Origin of the sequence: Haloarcula sp. JP-Z28 (assembly GCF_011440255.1) — an archaeon.
GTDB lineage: Archaea > Halobacteriota > Halobacteria > Halobacteriales > Haloarculaceae > Haloarcula > Haloarcula marismortui.
This window is the reverse complement of the sequence record NZ_JAAOHT010000172.1, coordinates 1-787: the sequence shown is the minus strand read 5'-3', so window position 1 is coordinate 787 and position 787 is coordinate 1. Positions and strand designations below refer to the sequence as shown.

The 787-nt window shown below is 53.4% G+C and carries 1 pseudogene; it reads right to left on the bottom strand.

Annotated features, from left to right (window positions below):
• Positions 1-130: 130 nt before the first annotated feature.
• A pseudogene (locus G9463_RS23785) lies at positions 131-463 on the bottom strand (IS1595 family transposase); the annotation flags it as partial.
• Positions 464-787 lie beyond the last annotated feature (324 nt).

Sequence of the window (787 nt, the reverse complement as noted above, 5' to 3'; positions counted from 1 at the left end):
GATCGTCCGCCTCCGATAGCAACCGATTGAGATCATCTTCACTCAGATGGCGGACGATCTCTTTGCGTCGGTCCCCGCTCATTGCAACACCTTCTCAGGCTATCCCCATAACTTCACTTGGGTACTACGGCTGGGAGAGGTCTTCAGCCTCCTGAATCACAGGCTCAAGATCTCCTTCGTAATCAATACCCAGTCGGCCACGAATTACACGTAGCGAGTCGCGGCACGCCGCGACGAGTGTCAACTGATCACCGTGGCGGCCCCGCCAGCGTGATCGACCTGTCTGGGATGAGCCGCCGCGAGAACGGCTGTTCCGCGGCGGTTCTTGGCCTTTATAGCCTGAGCAGACTCTGCCAGATTCGTCCACTTGTATCGGTCCATCGATAGTCTGGTCGAGGAGTCTCCAGACGGCGGGGAAGCCGCGCTGAACCGCGGCTTCCACCTCCCAAATCGCCGTGTGAACGATTTGTCACATTAGTCGTGGATCAAGCAGTGCAGTCCACCCAATGAACACCATCATCAATACTCAGTTTTGTTAGGAACCATAAGTGTTACATATTGCCTCAATAAATTGTGCCAGATGAAGGGCGTCACCCTAGATAATCAAGAGCGTGCGATAGTATATGATATCTTGAATGAAGTCTCCAGAAAAGAAAACTGTGCTCTGTTGACTCGATGGAAACGCTGCTACGCCATGAGAGCGTGAATTAAGACATGGGGCGCAAGAGACCGACCGCTATTCCGTGCCTTAGAGCACGTCGTGTTGACTGGTCCGTGTGCGAAAGAA